We start from the raw sequence: 19,691 nt of genomic DNA, 5'->3' as shown, positions 1-19,691 counted from the left end.
GCAACCGATTCCCTCATTGCCCGGGATCACAGGCAAGATGGGGACGTGACCCTTATCGATCAGCTGCCGCAGACCGCAGATCCCGACGCCCTCTACGAAGCCTTCGAGTCGTGGACCGGGGAACGCGGTATCGCGCTCTACCCCCACCAGGAGGAGGCGCTGATCGAGGTGGTGTCGGGTGCCAACGTGATCGTGTCGACACCCACGGGCTCCGGCAAGAGTCTGATCGCCGCCGGTGCGCACTTCGCGGCGCTCGCCCGTGACGAGGTCACCTTCTACACGGCACCGATCAAGGCGCTCGTCTCGGAGAAGTTCTTCGAGCTGTGCAAGCTCTTCGGCACCGAGAACGTCGGCATGCTGACCGGCGACGCCTCCGTCAACGCCGATGCCCCCGTCATCTGCTGCACAGCCGAGGTCCTGGCGTCCATCGCGCTGCGTGACGGCAAGCGGGCCGATGTCGGCCAGGTCGTCATGGACGAGTTCCATTTCTACGCCGAGGGCGACCGCGGCTGGGCCTGGCAGATCCCGATCCTCGAACTGCCGCAGGTCCAGTTCATCCTGATGTCGGCCACGCTCGGCGATGTCTCGATGTTCGAGAAGGACCTCACCCGTCGGACCGGCCGCCCCACCTCGGTCGTCCGTTCGGCGACCCGGCCCGTGCCCCTCTCCTACGAGTACCGGCTGACGCCGCTCACGGAGACGCTTACCGAACTCCTCGAGACCAAGCAGGCTCCTGTCTACATCGTGCACTTCACCCAGGCCCAGGCGGTGGAGCGGGCCCAGGCGCTGATGAGCATCAACATGTGCACGCGTGCGGAGAAGGACCAGATCGCCGAGCTGATCGGCAACTTCCGCTTCACCACCAAGTTCGGCCGCAATCTCTCCCGTTACGTACGGCACGGCATCGGCGTGCATCACGCCGGCATGCTGCCCAAGTACCGGCGACTGGTGGAGAAGTTGGCCCAGGCCGGTCTCCTGAAGGTCATCTGCGGCACGGACACCCTCGGTGTCGGCGTCAACGTCCCCATCCGCACGGTGCTGTTCACTGCTCTGGCGAAGTACGACGGCAACCGTGTGCGGACGCTTCGTGCGCGTGAGTTCCACCAGATCGCGGGCCGCGCCGGACGGGCGGGCTTCGACACGGCGGGATTCGTCGTCGCCCAGGCTCCCGAACACGTCGTCGAGAACGAGAAGGCCCTCGCCAAGGCGGGCGACGATCCGAAGAAGCGTCGCAAGGTGGTCCGCAAGAAGGCTCCCGAGGGGTTCGTCGGCTGGACGGAGAACACCTTCGAGAAGCTCATCTCCTCCGATCCGGAGCCGCTCACCTCCCGCTTCCGCGTCACGCACACGATGCTTCTGTCGGTGATCGCCCGGCCCGGCAACGCCTTCGACGCGATGCGCAATCTGCTGGAGGACAACCACGAGCCGCGCAAGCAGCAGTTGCGGCACATCCGGCGCGCGATCGCCATCTACCGCTCGCTCCTGGACGGCGGCATCGTCGAGAAACTCGACGAGCCGGACGCCGAGGGCCGCATCGTGCGCCTGACGGTCGATCTGCAGCAGGACTTCGCGCTCAACCAGCCACTGTCCACCTTCGCCCTCGCCGCGTTCGAGCTCCTGGAACCGGAGTCCCCTTCCTACGCACTGGACATGGTGTCCGTCGTCGAATCGACGCTGGACGACCCCCGGCAGATCCTCGCTGCCCAGCAGAACAAGGCCCGTGGCGAGGCCGTCGCGGCGATGAAGGCGGATGGCGTCGAATACGAGGAGCGGATGGAGCGGCTCCAGGACGTGACGTACCCCAAGCCGCTGGAGGAGCTCCTCTTCCACGCGTACAACACCTACCGCAAGAGCCACCCGTGGGTCGGCGACCATCCGCTGTCGCCGAAGTCCGTCATCCGTGACATGTACGAACGGGCCATGTCCTTCACGGAGTTCGTCTCCCACTACGAACTCGCGCGCACCGAGGGCATCGTGCTGCGCTACCTCGCCAGCGCGTACAAGGCGCTTGATCACACCGTCCCGGACGACCTCAAGTCCGACGATCTGGAGGACCTGATCGCCTGGCTCGGCGAGATGGTGCGGCAGGTCGACTCCAGCCTCCTCGACGAGTGGGAGCAGCTCGCCAACCCCGAGGAGATGACGGCCGAGGAGGCCCAGGAGAGGGCCGACCAGGTCAAGCCCGTCACTTCGAACTCGCGTGCCTTCCGCGTCCTGGTCCGCAACGCCATGTTCCGCCGTGTCGAGCTCGCCGCCCTCGACCAGGTCGAGGAACTCGGGGAGATGGACGCCGAGTCCGGCTGGGACGCCGACGCCTGGGGCGAGGCCATGGACAAGTACTGGGACGAGTACGACGACCTCGGCACCGGCCCCGACGCACGCGGCCCCAAGCTGCTGCTCATCGAGGAGGAGCCGCAGAACGGCCTGTGGCGCGTGCGGCAGACCTTCGCAGACCCGAACGGCGATCATGACTGGGGCATCAGCGCGGAGATCGATCTCGCTGCCTCCGACGCCGAGGGACGTGCCATCGTCAAGGTCACCGACGTCGGCCAGCTGTGAGCACAGGAGAACCTGACACATGACGAACCCAGCGGAACGACTCGTCGATCTGCTCGACCTGGAACAGATCGAGGTCAACATCTTCCGTGGCCGCAGCCCGCAGGAGTCCCTGCAGCGGGTCTTCGGCGGGCAGGTCGCGGGCCAGGCCCTCGTCGCCGCCGGCCGCACCACGGACGGGGAACGGCCTGTGCACTCGCTGCACGCGTATTTCCTGCGCCCGGGTCGGCCGGGTGTGCCGATCGTGTACCAGGTCGAACGGGTCCGCGACGGGCGGTCGTTCACCACGCGCCGCGTCACCGCCGTGCAGCAAGGCCGCACGATCTTCAATCTGACCGCCTCCTTTCACAAGCCTGAAGAAGGGAGCTTCGAGCACCAGCTGCCACCGGCCCGCGAGGTCCCGGATCCTGAGTCGCTCCCGACCGTCACTCAGGAGATCAAGGAGCATCTGGGCGCGCTCCCCGAGACGTTGGAGCGCATGGCCCGGCGCCAGCCCTTCGACATCCGCTACGTGGACCGGCTGCGCTGGACCCCCGAGGAGATCGAGCACGCCGAGCCGCGCAGCGCCGTGTGGATGCGCGCCGTCGGCCCCCTGGGCGACGACCCACTGGTCCACACCTGCGCGCTCACCTACGCGAGCGATATGACCCTCCTGGATGCCGTCCGTATCCCGGTGGAACCGCTCTGGGGCCCGCGCGGCTTTGACATGGCCTCTCTGGATCACGCCATGTGGTTCCACCGGCCGTTCCGCGCCGACGAGTGGTTCCTGTACGACCAGGAGTCGCCGATCGCCACGGGTGGCCGGGGTCTGGCGCGTGGGCGCATCTACGACCGGGACGGACGGATGCTCGTCTCGGTCGTCCAGGAAGGACTGTTCCGCAAGCTCGAGGCCTGACGGGTCAGGGGTTTCTGCGGCGCAGCCATCCGAAGAGGCCGCGGGAGCGTTCCGGTTCCTCGACGCTCTGCCGCTCCTCGATCAGCCGTGGTTCACGACTCGTATGCGGCGTCTCGGCTCCCCTCGGTGTCGGACGCGGGGCGGGCCGCTCCTCTCGAGCCTCCTCGATCGCCTTCGCCAAGTCACTGCGGAGCCAGCTGATCTCGTCCGGGTCCTGAGCCGTCATGACCCGCGCGGCGACGTGGGTGGCGGGTGAATCGGGTGCGCCGTGGGCCGTCTGCTCGGGGTGAAAGCGGTTCAGATAGGCGCGTTCGTACGGGTCCTCGACGATCTCCGCGACCTGCACGGGATCCAGCAGGGACGCCACGGCCGCGGCTCGCGCCCAGGGATCCTCGGTCTGCCGCAGCAGAAACCCCACGTGCCGTCCCCGCCAGTTGCGTGCCCGTAGATCCACACCCGCGTCCAACTGGTCGCGCAGCCCCTCGGGCGTACGGCCGCTCAACAGCGGGGCGTTGTCCTCGCTCGCGGCGAACTGCCGCAGTTCCTCGGCCAGATACAGCCAGACCACAGCCCTGTAGCGGTTCAGGTACCACTTGACGGGCGCGATCAGGCCGAGGCGCGCGAACCGCGTGAACCGGGCTGCCGACACCCCCATGAGGGCCGCACCCTCCGCGGTGCCCACTGCCTTGACGCGCTCGCGCAGCGCGTCGGGAAAACCAGTTTCGGAACGCACCCGGTCGATTTCCGCGCGGGCCACGCGACGGCCTCCGCCCCCTTCGTCGGTAAGGATCCTGATGCATCCGAGTCGGACGGCGAGGTCGAACTCGCCTCGCTTGAGGCCCAGTTCACGCGCGGCGCGGCTCGGCGCGAATGACGGCCGGACCGTCGCCGCGGCGGCCGCGGCGGTGGTGGGCAGGGCGGACTGCGTGATGGTGTTGCCGGACATGATGGTTCTCCCCCGTACAGCGACGTGCACTTGCGTGCGTTGTCTTGCTTGCGCTGTGTGCGTGCGCTTGCTTCGGGAAAACCGTAGCCGGTTTGCCGCGTCTCCCGCCCGGCCTGTGGATAACTTGGAGCAGGTCAGCGTCTTTGCAGGTCAGGAGTCTATAGAGGGTGCGTGTTCCGGCTGTCGCGCATCGATGTCGAGGTGTTCACCGACGCGGTTGACGAGAAGCGTCATCTCGTAGGCGACCTGGCCGATGTCGGCTTCGGCCGCGCTGAGCACGCACAGGCAGCTGCCGGTGCCCGCCGCCGTGACGAACAGCACCGCGTCATCGAACTCGATCATTGTCTGGCGGACTCGGCCGGCGCCGAAGTGCCGGCCCGAGCCCTTGGCCAGGCTGTGCAGCCCCGACGAGACGGCGGCGAGGTGTTCGGCGTCCTCGCGCCTGAGTCCCGTACTGGCCGCCGTGACCAGCCCGTCGTTGGACAGCACGAGCGCATGTCGTACGTGTTCGACGCGCTCGGTCAGGTCGTCCAGCAACCAGCCGAGTCCCTGGTTCGGCTCCATGATCCGTCTCCCCGTGTTGTGAGTCACCTCTGGCCTGAGGGTCTGACGAGCCAGCCTTCCCCACAGCCGCCGTCCGAGCAAGCAGGATGGGTGTATGGCACAGAAGATGACCGATGAGGAATGGCGGAAGTTCGTCTCGTACGGCACCCGCACTGGCAAGCTGTCGACTATTCGAGCGGACGGAAGTCCGCATGTGGCACCGATCTGGTTCGTGCTCGACGGGGACGACCTCGTCTTCAACACCGGGAAGGACAGCGTCAAGGGGCGGAATCTGGCCCGGGACGGCCGGGTCGCCCTGTGCGTGGACGACGACCGGCCCCCGTACGCCTTCGTGGTCCTGCGGGGGCGCGCCCGGATCTCGGAGGACCTCGATGAGGTTCGGCTCTGGGCCGGACGGATAGGGGCGCGCTATATGGGCGAGGACCGAGCCGAGGAGTTCGCCGCCCGCAACGGCGTGCCGGGCGAACTCCTGGTGCGGGTGAGCATCGAGAAGGTCCTCGCTCAGGCCGCTGTCTCGGACTGAGCGAGCCGAAACGTCAGCCGACGGAATCGAGCAGCCGGGCGGTGTGCATCCGCCCGGCGTACTCGACGAGACGTATCAGCACCTCCTTCCCCGAGTCGCGGTCACGGGCATCGCAGAGCACCACGGGTGTGCCCCGGTCGAGGTCGAGGGCGCGTGACACCTCGTGGGCGCCGTAAGTACGCGCATCCGCGAAGCAGTTGACGGCCACGACGAACGGGATGCGCCGGTGCTCGAAGTAGTCGACCGCGGGGAAGCAGTCCCCGAGCCGCCGGGTGTCCGCGAGGACGACGGCACCGAGGGCGCCCTGCGACAGCTCGTCCCACAGGAACCAGAACCGGTCCTGTCCCGGCGTGCCGAACAGGTAGAGCGACAGACCGGACCTGATGGTGATGCGGCCGAAGTCCATGGCTACGGTCGTCGTGACCTTCTGGTCCACACCGTCGGTGTCGTCGACCGACTGGCCCACCTCACTGAGCAGTTCCTCGGTGCGCAGCGGCCTGATCTCGCTGACGGCTCCTACGAGGGTGGTCTTGCCCACGCCGAATCCGCCGGCGACCAGGATCTTCAGGGCCAGTGGGGCCGTCTCGCCGTTCGGGGCGTCGGAGTGCTCGGAGACCATCGATCACTTCTCTCGGGAGTGCCGGCAACCGCCGGCGTGGGTTCGGGTCCGTCTTCACAGCGCTCTCAGTCCCTCGATGACCTCGCGCAAGATGCGTTCGTCGGGCAGTTGGGCGGGTGGCACCGGGCGGCTGACCGTGACGCAGCCCAGCTCCAGGAGGTCTCCCAGGAGCACTCGGACCACGCCGACGGGCAGGTCGGCGCCTGCGGCCAGTTCGGCGACGGACTGGGTCTCCGCACGGCAGAGGTCGATGAGGGCCAGGTGTTCCGGGCCGAGCGAGGTGTCGTCGCCGACGTCCGGGGCGCCCGTGTCCAGCGTGACGAGGGCGATCAGGTCGAAGCGCACCCCGGTGGGTCCGGGTTTGGTGCGTCCGCCTGTCATCGCGTACGGGCGGACGAGCGGCCCGGCCTCGTCGTCGTACCACTGGCTGCCCGGCTGCTCAGGAGGGCCGGTTCTGTCCTCGGTCATGTCTGCCGCCCTTCGCTCACCCGGACGGGGCCGGTCGCGCGGCGACACGCGGCGCCGTGGAGAGGTGCTCGCCCACCCGCTTGACCAGGAGCGCCATCTCGTAGGCGACCAGCCCGATGTCGGCGGTCACGGCGCTGAGGACGGCGAGGCAGGAGCCGTCGCCTGCGGCGGCCACGAACAGGAAGCCGTCGTCCATCTCCACCATGGTCTGGCGTACGCCGCCGACGCCGAAGTGGCGGCCCGCGCCTTTGGCCAGGCTGTTGAAGCCCGAGGCGACCGCGGCGAGGTGCTCGGCGTCCTCCCGCGCGAGGTCGCCGGATGCGCCCATCGCGAGCCCGTCGTTGGACAGCACCACGGCATGGCGTACCTCACCGACGCGCATCACCAAGTCGTCCAGCAGCCAGTCGAGTTCACCGGTCCGCTGCGTGGTCCCCATATCCCGGTCGTGGATCATGCGAGGTCTCCTTCGCTGCCGTCGCCGCCCGAGGCGGGGTCGGGAATTGCGCCGAGGCCGGGCGAGCGACCGCCGCCGCGGGCCCAGCCGGCGCGGTAGGCCGCCATACGGTCCCGTACCAGCTCGGGGGTGCGCTCCTCGTCGCCCTGAGGGTCCGCCGCTGCCGCGGGCTCGGCGGGGCGCTCCTCACGCAACTGCGGGGCGAGGCTCGCCTGTCGTACGCGCCGTGGGAGCCCTTCGGATTCCTGGGCGTCGTCGGCTGGTCGGTGCAGCCGCAGGGTCGTGACGCCGGGCGGTGGGGCGTCGTGCGGGCCGTTCCCGGAGGCTCCAGGGAGGTCCCCGGAGGCCTGTGTGGCCGCCTGTGCGGGGGCCACCAGAGCGGGCCGTTCGCTCAGGGTCTCTACGGAGTCCTGTTGCAGGGCGGCGGGCACGCGCGCGTACTCGCGTTCCTCGGACGGTCCGGTCTCCTCCCGGTTGGCACCGGAACGTTCCGCGGCCGTTGTGTGAAGCAGTGCGGTGGGCAGCAGGACGACCGCGGTGGTGCCGCCGTAGGGCGAGGTCCGCAGGTGCACCTTGATGCTGTGCCGGGCGGCGAGCCTACTCACCACGAAGAGCCCAAGCCGGTCGCTGTCGAACAGGTCGAGAGCCTCGGACTGCTCGATGCGACGGTTCGCTTCGGCGAGGGTCTCCTTGCCCATGCCGAGGCCCCGGTCTTCGATCTCCAGCGCGTAGCCGTTGCCGACCGGCTCGCCGGTGATGCGCACCTTGGTGTGGGGCGGCGAGAACTGGGCGGCGTTCTCGACGATTTCGGCAAGGAGGTGCGTGAGGTCGGCGACCGCGGCTCCGACGACCGACGTCTCCGGGAGGTGTCGTACCTCCACGCGCGCGTAGTCCTCGACTTCGGATACGGCGGCACGGACCACGTTCGAGAGCGACACCGGCATCCGCCAGGCCCGGCCGGGAGCGGCTCCGGAGAGGATGATCAGGCTCTCCGCATGCCGGCGCATACGCGTGGTCAGGTGGTCGAGCCGGAACAGGTCGCTCAGTTCGTCCGGGTCCTCGGACCGGCGCTCCATGCTGTCCAGCAGGTTCAGTTGGCGGTGCACGAGGACCTGGCTGCGGCGGGCGAGATTGACGAAGACTCCGGAGATGCCGCTGGCGAGTTCCGCCCGTTCCACCGCGGCGCGCAGGGCGGCGCGGTGCACGGTGCCCAGGGCCTCCGCGACCTGGCCTGCCTCGTCCTCCGCGGGCGGGCCGGGAGGAGCCTCGGCATGGACATCGATCTCCTCCCCCGCCCGCAGTCTGCGCATGGCGTGCGGGAGTTTGCGGCGGGCGATCTCCAGTGCGCTGTTGCGCAGGCTCACCAACTCGACGACGAGGCCGCGTCCGATGCGTACGGAGATGACGAGGGAGGCCGCCACAGCGACGAGGCCCAGGAGGACCGCGGCACCGGCCGGCGAGAGCAGGCCGCGCCGGAACGGGTCGGCCCGGTCCGCGACGCCGTGGCCGGCGCCCGCCTCGATCGTCCGCATGGCGTCCTGCACGCGCGCGTGCGCTGCTTTCCAGTCCTCCTCGGGCGCGGCCTGGACCGCCCTGGAGCCGTTTCGGCTCGCGAGCACCTTGTCCTCGGCGGCGCGTATGCCGACGTACGCGCTCCCCTCCGCGAGGCCACCCCACGCGGCCCGCTCGGGTCCGCGCAGGTCCGGGACAGCGGATTCGGTGAGCAATCGGCGTGTGTGGACGGCACCGTTGAACAGTCGCAGCCGCTCGCCGTCGAGGGTTCCGGTGAGCCGGGCGCCGGCGAGCACCGTGTCCTCCTGGGCCAGGGCCTCCCCCGCGCGGGCGAACTCGAGCACCACGCGCGCGTCGGAGCCGAGCTCGGCGTCCTGGATGCCGGTGAGCGCACCGCCCACTGAGAAGGCCGTCGAAATGGTCTGCGTGTACTGCCCATACGTCTCTCTCCATCCCGTCCGCCGTTCGAGCACCGCGGTCCGCAGGGAACGCAGTTGCTCAGCACGGGTGACGAACGTTTCGAGACGCTGTGCCACTCCGGAGGGCAGCTCTTGGCTGTCGGCGACGGTGTTGTGCTCCCCGAGCCGCAGCTTCGCCACGGTCCGGTCTGTGCGTGCCGCCAGTTGCTTGAGGTGGCTCTCCTGCTCGGCGACGGGGTCGGTCGCCCGGCGTACGGCGGCGGTGCGCTCGGCCTGGAGCGCGGCGACAGCGGCAGCCACCGGGGCACGTACCTGGGAGTCCACCCGCTGCAACTGCCGCAGGCGTGCGACGTCCTGGGCCGTGGTGACGGTGGCGTACGCCCACAGCGCGAGCAAGGAGATGACAGGCACCATCAACAGGCAGACGATCTTCGCCCGTACGGTGCGGGGGCGCGGACTCCAACGTCCCGCGCGCGTGGGTATCTCACTCGGCGCGGAGCCGGCCGGCTCTTCCGGGGCGGAGCCTTCGTCGGCCGGTGGTCCGGCGTGCGCGCGGCGGCCCCGTGCGGGAGTCGGGGGCGGCGGCTGGGAGCCGCCTGCTGGGGTCCTACGGGGTGTACGCATGGCCTCCTCGCTCGGAGTGGTTCGGGGCGCGCCTGCAGGTCGCGGTCTCTGCGCTAGCGGGCGGCGCTCTCGACGGGTCGCTGGGCCGATGCGGATGCCTCGCGTTCTCCAGCGGTCGGAGAGAGCGCGACGAATGCCGACGTCAGGAAGAGATAGGACCCGAGGCCGACGGCGAGGGGGAAGATGAACTGCATCGCCGTGGCCCCGGGCAGAGCCTCGCCGGAAGGGGAGACACGCACGCTGACCGCGATCATTCCGGTGTAGTGCATGCTGCTCACCGCCACTCCCATGACGAGGGAGGCGACGGCGACCGCGATGGGCGACTTGATGTTCAGTGCCGCCCAGAGTGCGGCGGTCGCCGCGACCACGGCGATCACGACGGAGATCCCGACAAGCACCGGGTCGTAGTTCACGTCACCGTGCAGCCGCAGAGCGACCATGCCCAGGTAGTGCATGCTCGCCACGCCGATGCCGGTGGTGAGGCCGCCGAGGACCAGTGCCTTGCCTCGGTCACGGCCGTAGCCGACGGCGAAGACACCCGCGCCGACGACGACCATGGCGACGAGCAGGCTGAGGATGGTCAGTGGCACGTCGTAGCGGATCTCGGTGCCGCTGACACTGAAGCCGAGCATTGCCACGAAGTGCATGGTCCAGATGCCCGTGCCGATCGCGGAGGCTGCGGTGAGCAGCCAGTTGCGGCGCGACCGTCCCGAGGCGCCCAGCGCGCGGACCGTGCAGCGCAGCCCCAGGGCGGCGCCTATGCAGGCCATCACGTACGACAGCACGGGGGTCAGCCAGCCGAAGGTGGCGTGGTCCAGGTGTCCCATGGGTCCGGGACGCTAGCCCGGCCCGGAGTGCATGAAGGGGGCGCATTTCGAAAGGTGTTGGAATATGACGCCAAGGTGCACCTGAACGATCGCGTCACGCTCGAACGTGTGCACCGTCTCGCGGTTCACGTCGGTGCCGATCATGCGGCTCGGTGCCGGTGCGAGATCATGCGGAGTATGAGCGACGACCACGCACATGTGCAGGAGTTCTTCTCGGCGCGCGCGGCCGAGTGGGACGCCCGGTTTCCCGACGACGGTCCTGCGTACGCTGCGGCGGTCGCCGAACTGGGCCTGCGGAAGGGCGATCACGTACTGGACGCGGGCTGCGGCACGGGACGGGCTCTGCCGCCGCTGAGGGACGCCGTGGGGCCCTCCGGGGTGGTGCTGGGCGCGGACCTGACTCCCGCCATGCTGGAGGCCGCGGTGCGGGCGGGACGAGACGGTGCGGGACGGCTGCTGCTGGCCGATGTGGCCGCGCTTCCCCTGCGCACGGCCTCGCTCGACGCGGTCTTCGCGGCGGGCCTTGTCGCACACCTGCCGAACCCTGCCGAGAGTCTGCGGGAGTTGGCGCGTGTCGTACGGCCCGGCGGGAAGCTGGCGCTCTTCCATCCCATCGGCCGGGCGGCGCTCGCGGCCCGCCAGGGTCGGCAGATCACACCGGACGACCTGCGCGCGGAGGCCAACCTCGGCCCGCTTCTGTCCGGCTCCGGCTGGCGCATGACGTCGTACGCCGACGAGGACGCCCGGTTCCTCGCACTCGCTGTACGAGACTCCTGAGGACGCTCCGGCGAGGCTGCGCCGGTAACCCCGGCTTGCGGTGCCATGCCGGTTCACCGCACCGTCCCTCTTCTGGTGCCGGGACTTCAAATCTACGTTGATGAGAATCATCGCGGCGCTACCACCTGCGCAAACATGCAGGATGACCGGCTCGATGGCTACTTTGGCGGCTACTTACGTTTCCACCCCGCTCCATGCCTGGCATGGCGGCACCGCCCCAGGCACAGTACCAACGGGGCGCCTGGGCCCGTCGCCTTCCAGGGAACAGGGATGAGGACCCATCATGCAGGCGTGTCATCCCTCGTTAGCGGGCATCCAGCATGTAGACACCATCCGTGGTGTGTGTCACACAGCCGTAGCGACCGGTGCCGTAGGCAGGAATTCCCGGGCGGGGCGTCTGCGGAATTCAGAGCCCCAAGCTGCACCAGGCCATAATTCATCTTGGACGAGCTACCGCTTGACATCGGCTCACGCCGCCTGAACGCAGACGGGTTGATTCGATTCCGGCCCCTGATAGACGCTTGCGGGTCTGCCCTGGAGCATTCCCGACAGTGGGTCACCTGGCTGGACTTTGAGCCGTAGTTGGCGGCGAGGCCGATGAAGTCCGCAAGTGAGCAAGGTTTGTTCGCGCGCTGCAGGACCCTTCGCACAAAGCTGGCCCACACGGGCGATTGGGCAAGTCGAGCGAAGAATCCACACACTACTGAGAACGGACCGACACCCCGCAGCTCTGGCTGAGGGGGCGTCGCTGCGGCCGACTACTCGTTCGGTACGCCCGGCTCCGGCAACTCCGCCCACATCTGCGCCGCCAACAGTTCCGCATCCTCCTGCGACGTGCCGGCCTTGACTAGGATGATCCCGCGTGAGCCGTCAGGGAACGTGACCTTCCGCATCGCCGTGCCCAACGGGCCCGACGTCGACTCATCCGGCACAGTGGCACTCTTCGTTGACCAGGCCGCCAGGCTAACGAGGTCACGGCAGGAAGCGCGTCAACCAGGCCGGGATATGACGGCACGGCGAGTGCTCGACCTGCCGCTCGCTGAACAACGCATCGCGGCATAGCGCTTCCGTTCAGCCGCGCACAGGAGGATCATCCGACCATGGCGAAGAAGAGGCGCAAGCGCCCCAAAGGCTGGTGGGTGAAAGAGCGCATCGCACGCGACGAGGCTGCCAAAGCGAAGACAGCGGAGCGCCTACGCATCCAGCGGGTTTACGGGCGCGCCACTGAGCCAACGCCGCCGGAGACCCCCTCGGAGTCAGTGCGTGCCATACCCACCGGCTTTGAGACCAGCCGCCACCGCCACTGACCACACGCAACGCCCCGCCCGGAAGCCCCTCCGGTGCGGGGAGCATTCGCGTGTCCGGCTATCCCGCGTCTGGCAACTCGCTCTCTGGCAGCACTACCGACGCCGACTCCCCAGCCGCCTGCCGCGCAGCCCGGCGCGCATTCTCCGCCCGCAGCACTGTCAGCCACGGCCACAGATCCGGCAACTGCTGCCCCGCGCACGCCAGCCGATGCTCGATTCGGCACCGCTGAAACGGATCCGGCGGACACACCCCGTACACCGTGACCCGGCCATCCGACAGGGTGATCCACCGATGCTCGGCCGGCGCCAGATGCGCGAGCACATCCAGATTCGGCTCCAGTAGCACCCAGTCGTGCTCCAGCGTCGGCACCCGCTCCTGCGGCAACCCGCAAAACGGGCACGTGAACGCTTGCTCGCCGCCTAACCGCGGCACTTCCCCATCCGCCCCCATACGCTGAGAGTGCGGGCAGAAATGCGGTCGGCACACGGCGGCAACCAGACGAGAACCTTGAGGCGTCGCGGCCAAAGCGCGCCTCCCGAGACGCCCCGCGCACTCGACAAACCCACCCGGCGCGGCAGCAGCGGCCAAGCAGGCGGTCTAGACACAGTGACGCCCCTACCCCATCCGGGCGGATTCCAGGGGGCGTCAACGTGCGTGCGGCTACGCGCTCAGCTGCTCGTCGAGGTATGCCTGCACTGGCCCGAACAACCCGCCCGGCACCAGCATTGGGATCTCCCCGAGCCGCACCCAGGCGACCTCCGCAACCTCCCGCGGACTCGCCGCCCGCACTTCACCATCCAGCAGCTGGCACGCGACGTAGGCCATCGGCTGGCCCGAGTCCGGATGCACCCGCTCACCGAGGTGCTTCACTGCTCCGACCGTCAGCCCGGTCTCCTCCAGGGTCTCCCGCACCGCGGCCTGCTCCGCCGTTTCGCCCGCCTCGACCTTGCCGCCCGGCAGTGACCACAGCAGATCGCCCTCACGCTCGCGGCGGCGGATCATCAGCAGCTGTCCGTCCTTCACGATCACTGCGGCGGCGATCGGCGGAGCATTAGACGTCATGCGGCGTCGTCCATCGGTTGCTGAAGGGTTCCACCAGGGCGGCCAACGGCTCGTCGCTCATTGCGGCTCGCAGCTCGGCAGCAGCCTCTTCGGGACGGCCATTGATCGGCAGTCGGAGCCATGCGTACTCGACCGGCGGCGGCGCTGGTGGAACTCGGTGGCCGTGGCCCCGTTGAAGGAGCCCCACATCCGCGAGCCTATCGCAGGCACTTTTAACCGTTTCTCTGCTCACGCCGAACTCGGCGGCGTATGCCGTATGGGAGACCTTGGACCCTGACGGTAACTCTCCGGACGCGATCTTCTTCCGGATAAGTTCGGCGACGCGCTTGTAGTGCTTGCCGGATTCTTCGTGAGGCAGGCTCGGTCCTCGCTGCATGAACTTGCTGAACACGCTGAATGTGACCCGGGCTACTGAGGGTTCGACCAAAGCGGCACGGACACCCAGGTCACATCTCCAGCTTCGTCGCCGCGGTACTGCCCGATGTCGTCGGTGAGGCGGTGTACGAGGAACAGCCCCGGCTCCTCCTCGGGCGCCGGTAACGGCCGGTTCATCTCTCCGACCGTGATCAGGACATGATCCTCGTCATACGAGACCCGGCCGCTCAGGTCGATGCTGGCACGGTGCCGGGCGGTGACGTCGACGAGTTCGGTCAGGACGGCAAGCGTCGCTTCCTCGACGGCTTTGGCATTGGGCGCGCCAGCGAGGAGTGCCGGCAGCACCTTCGCGACGAAGCCGCGGGCGCGGCGCATGCTCTGGACTGGGGTGTGCTCCGGGCCGAGACGGAACTCGATCGAGTTCTCTACGTCAGGCAGCCCGAGGGGCGCGGCAGTGCCTTGCCTGGCGGAGATGGTCTGTAGTCCGGAGGTCGAAAGCGGAGAGATGGCGTCGGAGATCGTCACTAGCTGTCCGTCCCGCCAAGAGACACTTATTCGAGTACTAGTTCGATGCGGCGTCGGGCGCGACAGGACACAGGCATAGTCCCGCGACGTGGGGGCGGAGCAAGGCGCCGAGGAGTGACGGCACGTCACGGCCTTCCGTTAGTCATGGCTTTGGGGTGTTGCGGAGAGAGGGATGCACCACGCTGGCCACCCAGCGCTTCCGGATGATCCCGCTCCGGGTTCGCGGGAATCCTGCTACGTTCAAGCGTCAACTGTCAACGATCGTTTAGATTTGGCAACGATCGTTTCTCGAGCGTGGGTGTGGCGCGTACTGTCGTCTCGCACCACAGCAACCGAACCCTCAACACCCGGGAGCACACTGGTGAGTGAGTCCTTCGCTCCTCTCCAAGAGACTCTGGCTCGCATCGCCGAGCAAGGTCTCGTCCTCGACGCGAAAGACCTGTCCCGTAAGACACCGTGGATCTCTGCGGAGGACATTCAGACCCTCCTCGACGGGGAAGAACTCGCAGACGAGGACGTAGACACGCGGATTCGCGAGCGCGTCCGGTTCCTGTGCAGCCGGCGCCTGGCCAAGGACGGCAAGGGCTACGACGACAGGGAGGCCGTGAACGCCCTTGCGAAGGACATCGCCAGCGGCATCGGCGTCTCCGTCGTCTGGGCACGGCAGCTGGTGCTCGGCGAGAAGATGCCGAGCATGGTGCACGGGCATGAGCTCACGCGGTACTTCGGGGTACCCGACGGTTTTCTTACTGAGACACCCGCCGCAGCACTGACCAGGGCGCTCCAGCCGTACCTCCAGCACGACCCGGACGCCAGCGGGAACTTGGACGATCCGCTCGCCGAACTGAAGTCCCGCTTCGGACTCGTGGGTCTCGCGCGCAGGGGCGAGCCGCTGAGCAGGGACGAAGCCGCCCGTTTCGCCGGAATGATCGCTGATGTGCTGGAGCAGAACATGGAGGGCAGGTCGTGATCAGTTCCGCGCTTCAGATGCGGAAGTTCCTCGCCGACATCACCAAGGCGGTGACTCAGAGGGTTGACGTGCCAGCAAACCCGCGTGACCTGTTCGAAGCGATGTGCGCGGCCGTAAGCGAGTTACAGGACAAGGAAGTGAAGCTGCGCTTCGCGGCCTTCCCGGACGACACCGGTTCAGGACTGCTGCTCGACTTCGGCGACAAGTCACTCGTCGTGATCGAGGAACGCACCAGCCCGGAACACCAGTTGGTGATCCTCGGCCACGAGCTATGGCACGAGAAGGCCGGGCACTGCTCCCACGACGCCGACGGCACGGCAATGGCCGCCCGACTGCTGTCAACCGGCGATACAGACTGGGATGAGCTGGCCCCCCAACTCTTGGCGGTCGCCGCGCGTACGGAGTTCGCCGAGAACGACGAGAACCAGGCCGAGAAGTTCGGGCTCAAGCTCGCAGGCAAGTTCCGCTCGTTGATGTCGGGCCCTCACGCCCGTGGACCGGTACGCACGGACACCGTGGAAGACCGGATGTCGGCCTCTCTCAACTACCGCGGGCAGATATGACGCTCGCTTCAGAGACCTTGATCTACGGAATCCCCGCGACCCTCTTAGGGTTCGCCTTCCTCATCAAGGCTCCCAGTATCTTCCGGTTCTGGCGTGACGTCCTGCTGCGTGCCGTGGGCGGCCTGCTGCTCCTGGCGTGCCTCGTCTTCGTCCTGCTGGACCCGAGAAACATTCACCGGATGAATGTGATCACTGGCGTTCCGAACATCGCGGCCCCCATCTGCTACACCATGGTCACGGCGTTCTGCGGCTCCTGCCTGCTGCTGATCATCGTCTGGCTCGTCGAGCCGTCAAAGAAACGCACGCACGCCCTGCGGCTCGTGATCACCGTCTACATCCTGGTGATCGCAGGCCTGTGGACCACGTTCGCTCTGGCCGATGTCCCCGTCGAGCGCATCCTGGACCTCGACACGTACTACGCGAACACGCCATTCATGCGCGAGCACATCGTGCTGTACCTGACCGGCCACTTCGTCGCCGTGGTCGCCACCTCGATCCTCATCTGGTCCTACGTCGGCAGAGTCAAGGGATGGCTGCGCGGAGGCCTCTTCCTCCTGGGCAGCGGCTACCTGCTGAACCTGGGCTTCACCGCGACCAAGGGCACCGCGGTCGTCGCCCGGTGGAACGGCCAGAACCTGGACTGGCTGAGCACCGGCGCAGCCCCGCCCATCGCGGTGCTCTCCGCGCTCCTCATCGCCGCCGGATTCATCACGCCCCACGCCGGGCCCTACCTGCAGGAGCAGCGGAAGGAACGCCGCGCGTACCGCAATCTGGGCCCACTGTGGCGCACGCTGCACGCCGCCAACCCCAGTGCGCGCCGCGTCCGTATCGGAATCTGGTCCCCCTGGGCAGTGCGCGTGGTGCAACGGGAAGCAGACATTTTCGATGGCCTCTTGAAGGTGGGCCCGCACCTGAACAGGAACATCCGCGACCGCGCACGTACCGAAGCCCTCAACGCCGGAAGCTCCGACGACAAGGCCGCCAGCATGGGCGCAGCCGTCGACATCGTCAACGCCCTCGAAGTCATGGCACAAGCACGGCTCAGCACGGGCGAAGCCAGTGCACCCGCCAAGTCGAGCCAGGAGGACCTCGAAGACTTCAAAGAACTCATATCCATCTCCCTCGCCCTTCGTGACTCCTCCGCGGTCGACGAGATCCGTCACCGCCTGCCCCTGCAAGAGAGCGTGCCTACCTCATGAGTCATCCGCCCGTCGCCGCCCACGACCTGAGACCCGCGGTCGTCCTCGGCGGAAGCCTCGCCGGCATGCTCGCCGCCCAGGCCTTATCTGAATTCGCGCACGTCACCATCGTTGAGCGCGATGTCCTCCCCCAGGGACCCGAACCCCGCAAGGGACTTCCCCAGGCGCAGCACGTCCATCAGATGTGGTCCGGTGGCGCTCACGCGCTGGAACAGCTCCTGCCCTGCACCACGGATCGCCTCAAGTCGGCTGGAGCCCGTCACCTTGCCGTACCGACGGACGTGGTCGCCTTCAGTACGCAGGGCTGGTTCCGCCGCTGGGCCGAGTCGCACTACATGATCCTGTGCAGCCGCGACCTACTCGACTGGACTGTCCGCCAGCAGGTCCTCAACTCCGACCGCATCACACTCATCGAGCGGGCCGAAGTGCTCGGACTCGAGGGCACACAAACCGCCATCACCGGCGCCCGCATCCGCGGCCACGACGCCGAGGAGCGCGTACTCCCGGCGGATCTCGTCGTCGACGCCACCGGCCGCGGATCCCGGGCCCCGGACTGGCTCCAGGCCCTCGGCATCCCGGCGGCAGCCACGCGCAGGGTCGCATCGGGACTCGTGTACGCCAGCCGCACGTACAGCGCACCCGAGCGGGCCCGCGAGAAGTTCCCCGTCGTCAACGTCCAAGCAGATCCACGGGGGCAAGGCCCCGGTCAAGCCGGCGTGCTCCTCCCGATCGAGGACGGCCGCTGGCTTGTGACGCTCGCCGGCACCCGCGGCGGCGAACCGACGACCAACAACGACGACTTCCGCGCCTTCGCACTGGGACTGCGCGATCCGGTCATCGGCCAGCTCCTCGCGACTGCGCAGCCGCTCACCGACGTCGTACGCACCCGGACCACCGCGAACGTCCGGCACTACTACGAGAACGTCCGGCACTGGCCGGAGGGCTTCGTGGCGCTCGGCGACTCGGTCGCCGCGTTCAACCCTGTCTACGGGCACGGCATGTCGGTCAGTGCCCAAAGCGCCGTCCAACTGCGCAAGATCGTCGGGCGTCATGGCCTGGGCAGCCTCGGATTGGCCGCCAGTGTCCAGAAGGCCGTCGGACGGACCGTCACCACGGCGTGGGACTTGGCCACCGGCCAAGACGTTTTCTATCCGGGCGCGACAACGACCGGCCCGACCCTCCGGGAAAGGGCGGCTGCTCGCTACGTTGACCGGCTGATGTATACCGCTACCGGAAACGGCCGAGTCGCCCGCACGGTCACTGATGTGACGTCACTTCAGCGAGGGATTCCGGTACTTCTCCGCCCGAGCATCCTGATAGCTGCCGCACGGGGACCGCTCAAACCCCAGCTCAAGGAACCGCCTCTCACCGGCGCCGAGTGGAAAGCAGCCGCCGAGTAGCCCGGATCAAGATCATTCTTGCCCAACTGGGTAACCAGTCGGGGCCCGTACGAGTGACGTGCGGGCCCCACCCCGCGTCGCAGCCGGTACTGATACGGGCTTGCTGCCCGAAACGGGGCCACGGTCTGACTCATCGTCCTCCCGTTTCCGCAATCTGCGGCTCAGAACAGCGGAGACTGCCCGGCGTCCTCGAGAACCTGCAGCTCTGCTGTAACGCGCTCCCGGGCGAGCTGACTGCGGAGCATCGCGCAGAGCGGCCCCTGACAGAAAAGGGGGAACCCACGAAAACGGAGACCGCCCGACCGGACGGCCCCCGCAGCACTCAGCTCTCGTCGGTGACCAGACGCGCCGCCGTCGTCCCGTCGTCCTCGACCACCCGCACCGAGGACGTCACGACCGCGGTCACCCTGGTGCCGTCGCTGAGGACCGTGCTGTCCGGGCCGCCCGGCCACGGCGTACGGTCCACCTTGAGCCGGATCGTCCGCGGCTCCCCTCCGCCGGCCAGCATCGCCTCCACCACGTCACCGTCCTTGATTTCCGGCAGATCGCGGCGCCCCTGCACCTGCCTCACCAGGTTGGCCATCTGGAACGGCGCGAACCCAACCGCGGCGAGGCTCCGCACGAACGTGGACCCGAAGGCCGCCAGGTCGGGCTCCCGCTCGATCAGCTTCTCAACCTCCTCGGCGGGCAGGTCCCGGCCGCGCCTCCACTCCCTCGGCGCCCACCGCTCGACCTTCGCCCGCCTGTCGAACTCGGTGAACCGCTCCGCCAGGTCGTAGCCCGCGTTCGCCCGCTCCTCCAAGACCTTGACCTGCTCCCAGGTCTCCGAACCGGGCGCCATGGGCTTCACCGCTGCGGCGGTGAGCCCCCGCAGCGCTTCAAGCTCGTCGTCCAGGTCCAGCTCGGGCTTCTTCTCGGTCATCGTCATCTCTCCGTCGTCGGATCGGTGGGGTGTCGTCTTGCAGGGGTGTTCAGCACGGGTGAAGTTCGGTGGCCGGCGCCTCGGTCTCCCGGTAGTCCAGCCTGTTGTCGGCGAGGGATGGACGAGCACCGCACCGCGCGAAGTCACCGGCCGGGTGGTCGGCGCGGCACTCCTCGGTACGGG

The 19,691-nt window shown here is 68.2% G+C and carries 20 protein-coding genes; 8 read left to right on the top strand and 12 right to left on the bottom strand.

What is annotated here, in order from left to right:
• The first annotated feature begins 45 nt into the window (after window positions 1–45).
• Window positions 46–2,559: a DEAD/DEAH box helicase gene (locus ACYVO6_RS14995; protein ID WP_461061277.1), complete on the top strand. Its 2,514-nt coding sequence runs from the start codon at window positions 46–48 to the stop codon at window positions 2,557–2,559.
• A 19-nt stretch (window positions 2,560–2,578) separates the two neighbouring features.
• Window positions 2,579–3,451 carry an acyl-CoA thioesterase gene (locus ACYVO6_RS14990; RefSeq protein ID WP_352373326.1) on the top strand — a complete coding sequence of 291 codons (873 nt, stop codon included), beginning with the start codon at window positions 2,579–2,581 and terminating at the stop codon, window positions 3,449–3,451.
• 4 nt (window positions 3,452–3,455) lie between these two features.
• Here ACYVO6_RS14990 and ACYVO6_RS14985 read toward each other — a convergent pair whose 3' ends face one another.
• Both ACYVO6_RS14985 and ACYVO6_RS14980 read right to left on the bottom strand, forming a co-directional pair.
• Complete coding sequence (locus ACYVO6_RS14985) at window positions 3,456–4,397, bottom strand: DUF6397 family protein (RefSeq protein WP_461061275.1); 942 nt, start codon at window positions 4,395–4,397, stop codon at window positions 3,456–3,458.
• 150 nt (window positions 4,398–4,547) lie between these two features.
• Window positions 4,548–4,961, bottom strand: a complete 414-nt coding sequence (locus tag ACYVO6_RS14980; protein WP_461061273.1) for a roadblock/LC7 domain-containing protein — start codon at window positions 4,959–4,961, stop codon at window positions 4,548–4,550.
• Between the two features lie 94 nt (window positions 4,962–5,055).
• Between ACYVO6_RS14980 and ACYVO6_RS14975 the strand changes: the two genes are divergently transcribed.
• Window positions 5,056–5,484: a PPOX class F420-dependent oxidoreductase gene (locus tag ACYVO6_RS14975; protein ID WP_461061271.1), complete on the top strand. Its 429-nt coding sequence runs from the start codon at window positions 5,056–5,058 to the stop codon at window positions 5,482–5,484.
• A 13-nt stretch (window positions 5,485–5,497) separates the two neighbouring features.
• Here ACYVO6_RS14975 and ACYVO6_RS14970 read toward each other — a convergent pair whose 3' ends face one another.
• From ACYVO6_RS14970 to ACYVO6_RS14950, 5 genes are read right to left on the bottom strand one after another with little or no spacing between them, the layout of a single operon-like run.
• Window positions 5,498–6,103 carry a GTP-binding protein gene (locus tag ACYVO6_RS14970; protein ID WP_461061269.1) on the bottom strand — a complete coding sequence of 202 codons (606 nt, stop codon included), beginning with the start codon at window positions 6,101–6,103 and terminating at the stop codon, window positions 5,498–5,500.
• Between the two features lie 54 nt (window positions 6,104–6,157).
• Window positions 6,158–6,571 carry a DUF742 domain-containing protein gene (locus ACYVO6_RS14965; RefSeq protein ID WP_461061267.1) on the bottom strand — a complete coding sequence of 138 codons (414 nt, stop codon included), beginning with the start codon at window positions 6,569–6,571 and terminating at the stop codon, window positions 6,158–6,160.
• A gap of 16 nt (window positions 6,572–6,587) precedes the next feature.
• On the bottom strand, window positions 6,588–7,025 hold the full coding sequence (locus ACYVO6_RS14960) for a roadblock/LC7 domain-containing protein (protein WP_461061265.1): 438 nt from the start codon (window positions 7,023–7,025) through the stop codon (window positions 6,588–6,590).
• A complete protein-coding gene (locus tag ACYVO6_RS14955) occupies window positions 7,022–9,580 on the bottom strand; it encodes a sensor histidine kinase (RefSeq protein WP_461061263.1) in 2,559 nt (852 codons plus the stop codon). The genes ACYVO6_RS14960 and ACYVO6_RS14955 overlap by 4 nt, the downstream gene beginning before the upstream one ends.
• 53 nt (window positions 9,581–9,633) lie before the next feature.
• Window positions 9,634–10,407 (bottom strand): MHYT domain-containing protein, encoded by a 774-nt coding sequence (locus ACYVO6_RS14950; protein ID WP_461061261.1) that lies wholly within the window; start codon window positions 10,405–10,407, stop codon window positions 9,634–9,636.
• A 177-nt stretch (window positions 10,408–10,584) separates the two neighbouring features.
• Here ACYVO6_RS14950 and ACYVO6_RS14945 point away from each other — a divergent pair, with 177 nt between their 5' ends.
• Window positions 10,585–11,184: a class I SAM-dependent methyltransferase gene (locus ACYVO6_RS14945; RefSeq protein ID WP_461061259.1), complete on the top strand. Its 600-nt coding sequence runs from the start codon at window positions 10,585–10,587 to the stop codon at window positions 11,182–11,184.
• 1,365 nt (window positions 11,185–12,549) lie between these two features.
• Here ACYVO6_RS14945 and ACYVO6_RS14940 read toward each other — a convergent pair.
• The 4 genes from ACYVO6_RS14940 to ACYVO6_RS14925 all read right to left on the bottom strand — a co-directional run bounded on the left by ACYVO6_RS14940 (window position 12,550) and on the right by ACYVO6_RS14925 (window position 14,454).
• The gene (locus ACYVO6_RS14940) at window positions 12,550–12,942 is read right to left on the bottom strand and encodes a DUF6083 domain-containing protein (RefSeq protein ID WP_461061257.1); all 393 of its coding nucleotides are present in this window, start codon (window positions 12,940–12,942) and stop codon (window positions 12,550–12,552) included.
• A gap of 210 nt (window positions 12,943–13,152) precedes the next feature.
• A complete protein-coding gene (locus tag ACYVO6_RS14935) occupies window positions 13,153–13,554 on the bottom strand; it encodes an NUDIX hydrolase (protein WP_461061255.1) in 402 nt (133 codons plus the stop codon).
• The gene (locus ACYVO6_RS14930) at window positions 13,544–13,945 is read right to left on the bottom strand and encodes a GntR family transcriptional regulator (RefSeq protein WP_461061253.1); all 402 of its coding nucleotides are present in this window, start codon (window positions 13,943–13,945) and stop codon (window positions 13,544–13,546) included. The genes ACYVO6_RS14935 and ACYVO6_RS14930 overlap by 11 nt, the downstream gene beginning before the upstream one ends.
• 17 nt (window positions 13,946–13,962) lie before the next feature.
• Window positions 13,963–14,454, bottom strand: coding sequence for a hypothetical protein (locus ACYVO6_RS14925; RefSeq protein ID WP_461061251.1), 492 nt, complete (start codon window positions 14,452–14,454; stop codon window positions 13,963–13,965).
• Between the two features lie 361 nt (window positions 14,455–14,815).
• Between ACYVO6_RS14925 and ACYVO6_RS14920 the strand changes: the two genes are divergently transcribed.
• The 4 genes from ACYVO6_RS14920 to ACYVO6_RS14905 are packed head-to-tail and all read left to right on the top strand — an operon-like array spanning window position 14,816 to window position 18,586.
• Window positions 14,816–15,424 carry a hypothetical protein gene (locus ACYVO6_RS14920; RefSeq protein WP_461061249.1) on the top strand — a complete coding sequence of 203 codons (609 nt, stop codon included), beginning with the start codon at window positions 14,816–14,818 and terminating at the stop codon, window positions 15,422–15,424.
• The gene (locus ACYVO6_RS14915; RefSeq protein WP_461061248.1) at window positions 15,421–15,987 is read left to right on the top strand and encodes a toxin-antitoxin system, toxin component; all 567 of its coding nucleotides are present in this window, start codon (window positions 15,421–15,423) and stop codon (window positions 15,985–15,987) included. Before ACYVO6_RS14920 ends, ACYVO6_RS14915 begins: the two co-directional genes overlap by 4 nt.
• On the top strand, window positions 15,984–17,186 hold the full coding sequence (locus ACYVO6_RS14910) for an MAB_1171c family putative transporter (protein WP_461061246.1): 1,203 nt from the start codon (window positions 15,984–15,986) through the stop codon (window positions 17,184–17,186). The genes ACYVO6_RS14915 and ACYVO6_RS14910 overlap by 4 nt, the downstream gene beginning before the upstream one ends.
• Entirely contained in the window at window positions 17,183–18,586 is a 1,404-nt protein-coding gene (locus tag ACYVO6_RS14905) for an FAD-dependent oxidoreductase (protein ID WP_461061244.1), read from the top strand. The genes ACYVO6_RS14910 and ACYVO6_RS14905 overlap by 4 nt, the downstream gene beginning before the upstream one ends.
• Window positions 18,587–18,908: 322 nt before the next feature.
• Here the strand turns inward: ACYVO6_RS14905 and ACYVO6_RS14900 are convergent, their stop codons facing one another.
• Window positions 18,909–19,508 carry a hypothetical protein gene (locus ACYVO6_RS14900; RefSeq protein WP_461061242.1) on the bottom strand — a complete coding sequence of 200 codons (600 nt, stop codon included), beginning with the start codon at window positions 19,506–19,508 and terminating at the stop codon, window positions 18,909–18,911.
• Between the last annotated feature and the right edge of the window lie 183 nt (window positions 19,509–19,691).

Source organism: Streptomyces pseudoechinosporeus (genome assembly GCF_054783935.1).
The sequence above is the reverse complement of the archived record's forward strand: the minus strand, read 5'-3'. Positions and strand labels throughout refer to the sequence as shown.